This is a genomic window from Hyella patelloides LEGE 07179, assembly GCF_900659865.1.
Taxonomy (GTDB): Bacteria; Cyanobacteriota; Cyanobacteriia; order Cyanobacteriales; family Xenococcaceae; genus Hyella; species Hyella patelloides.
Genome location: NZ_LR214411.1, coordinates 1 through 2,132 on the forward strand (window position 1 = coordinate 1; position 2,132 = coordinate 2,132).

Consider the following 2,132-nt stretch of genomic DNA (forward strand, 5'->3'; position numbering starts at 1 on the left):
AAAAAACCTCTTGGTTTTAACTTGTTTTGCACTTCCTGAAAAAATTCTTGGGAGTAAAGCATTCCTGCACGCGATCGCCAAGGGTGAATGGCATCTGCTTCTATAATGTCGAATTTCTCATCGCTCAAGACTAACTCTCTGCGTCCATCTCCCACCACAAATTCGTAACGGGGGTCTTGTAGCAAATGTTTTAAGGGCTTTCCCATAGAGGTTTGGGCATACTCATTTAAGACAGTTAATTCTGCCCCCAAAAATTCTACCACTTTGACCCGTTCGGTCAAGGGATTGACCCCCAAACTGTGGGGAGTTCCTCCCGAACCTAAACCAATGATATTGGCATTAGTAGGATTGGGATGTAAAAGCGCGGGAATAGTACCTAAAAGCCCGTGAACGTGCATATAAGGAAAGTTTGCCTGGATTTGACCGCTAGCGAACAAAATCCCTTTTCCTTCGGTTTCTGAGATCGCTGCAACACTGGTGGAGTCTTCTGCCACGGTAAAATAAGCATCAGGACTAACTGCGTGTAAAGCTGCCCATAATTGTGAATTAGAGGGGAAAGCCAGTACCAGCATCACAGAAACAACGGTTAACGCAGTAGTTAGTTTAGTTTTGAGCCAGTGTGGATGAATTACCAAGAGAAAGCCTAACCCCAAACCACACAGTAACTTAATTGAGCCTGAAGTTCCCAAGCGATCTAGTAATACTAAACCCGTTATCAGACTACCGATAGTGCTACCCAAAATATTGGCTACTAAAATTGAGCCGACTCGTTTCCCAATGGAGTGCTGGTCTTTTTGAATGGCTTTCTGCACTAGAGGAAAATAAAAACCCAATAATAAGTTAGGCAAAATCATCATCACAGAAGGAACAATTAAGTATTTAAAAATAAGGGAGAAATCAATATTGTTAAGATCGATAAAGCCAATATCAGAACGTAGATCGGGGTTGTTTTGCCAATAAGCAGCAATTCCCCATATAGCGATCGCAGAATACACTGCCACCAATCCTTGAATTAACAAAAATACCTTTTTGGATTGATGAATATATTGACTCGCCTTCGCTCCTAATAAACTGCCTACACCATCACTTATTAAAATAAAAGCAAGTAAATGGGCGTAAGTATAGGCATTAGATTGTAAAGCAATATCTAAGACCCTAAACCAAATTATTTCCCATGAAATAGCTGCAAAACCTGACAGAAAAACTAATAGATACCATTGCTGAAGAGATTTACTTGTTGTGTGAGACAAAGAATTAGTATTCTCCTGCGGGAAATTAGCCTTGTGGCGAGCAAAATTCCGCGAGATAATTAATGCTACCAAGCCCACAAAAGCACTAAAAAACGAACCCAAATAAACTGTTCCAGCGTAACCCAAAGTTCCCACAATATACCAGCCAGAAACCAGAGTACCGACACCCGATCCTAAAGTATTAATCCCATACAACCAGCCAATACGAGAGGCTGCATTCTCCGCAGTACGACTAACCGCTTTGGAAAGTAGAGGCAAAGATAACCCCATCATAGTTGTCGGTATTAACAAACTGACAAAGACAATCCCTAGCATTACCACAGGAGACTGCGCCAAATATTGCAATCGCAGAAACAGCAAATCGTAAAACAAAAAACGACTAGAAATGGCAAAAATCGCAATTCCCAAATTGCAGTAGCCATAAATTCTCACACACTGACGGTTATTAAGGTGATCGCTGATCCGACTACTGAGTAGATTTCCCAATCCTAAACCCAATAGATAAGAAGCAATCACAACAGTTACAGAGCGCACATCAGAGCCAGAAAATAACCCCAACATTCGCTGCCAAGCGACTTGATACAGTAACGCGTTGAAACCAGATACGAAAAACAGAGCAAATAAGATTGTTATTGCCCAAGAATGCTTAAGTTTTGCAGCCATAACCAATTAATTTTCTCCAATTTATATTTCAACAGTTCCGAGTAAATTACTCGACAAAGATTTGTCAAGAAGTACAGTCTGCCGAAGATAGACCGCACTTCGCCCAAGTGAAGGTTTTGTCTTCTGATAATTTTTCTATTTTCCCTGCCTACCTGGGAGTTTCCCAGACCCCCATGCCAGAAAGATGAGCGATTCGCTATTTTATTTAACTGTTTGTGT

Annotated in this window: 2 protein-coding genes; both read right to left on the minus strand. The window is 41.1% G+C overall.

Annotation, left to right across the window (positions count from 1 at the left end):
* Window positions 1-1,913 (minus strand): fused MFS/spermidine synthase (locus H1P_RS35325; protein ID WP_144876450.1); only part of this gene is annotated, 1,913 nt, incomplete at its 3' end.
* A partial coding sequence (locus tag H1P_RS37985) for a hypothetical protein (RefSeq protein WP_222427415.1) occupies window positions 1,880-2,132 on the minus strand: 253 nt, incomplete at its 5' end. The genes H1P_RS35325 and H1P_RS37985, both read right to left, overlap by 34 nt.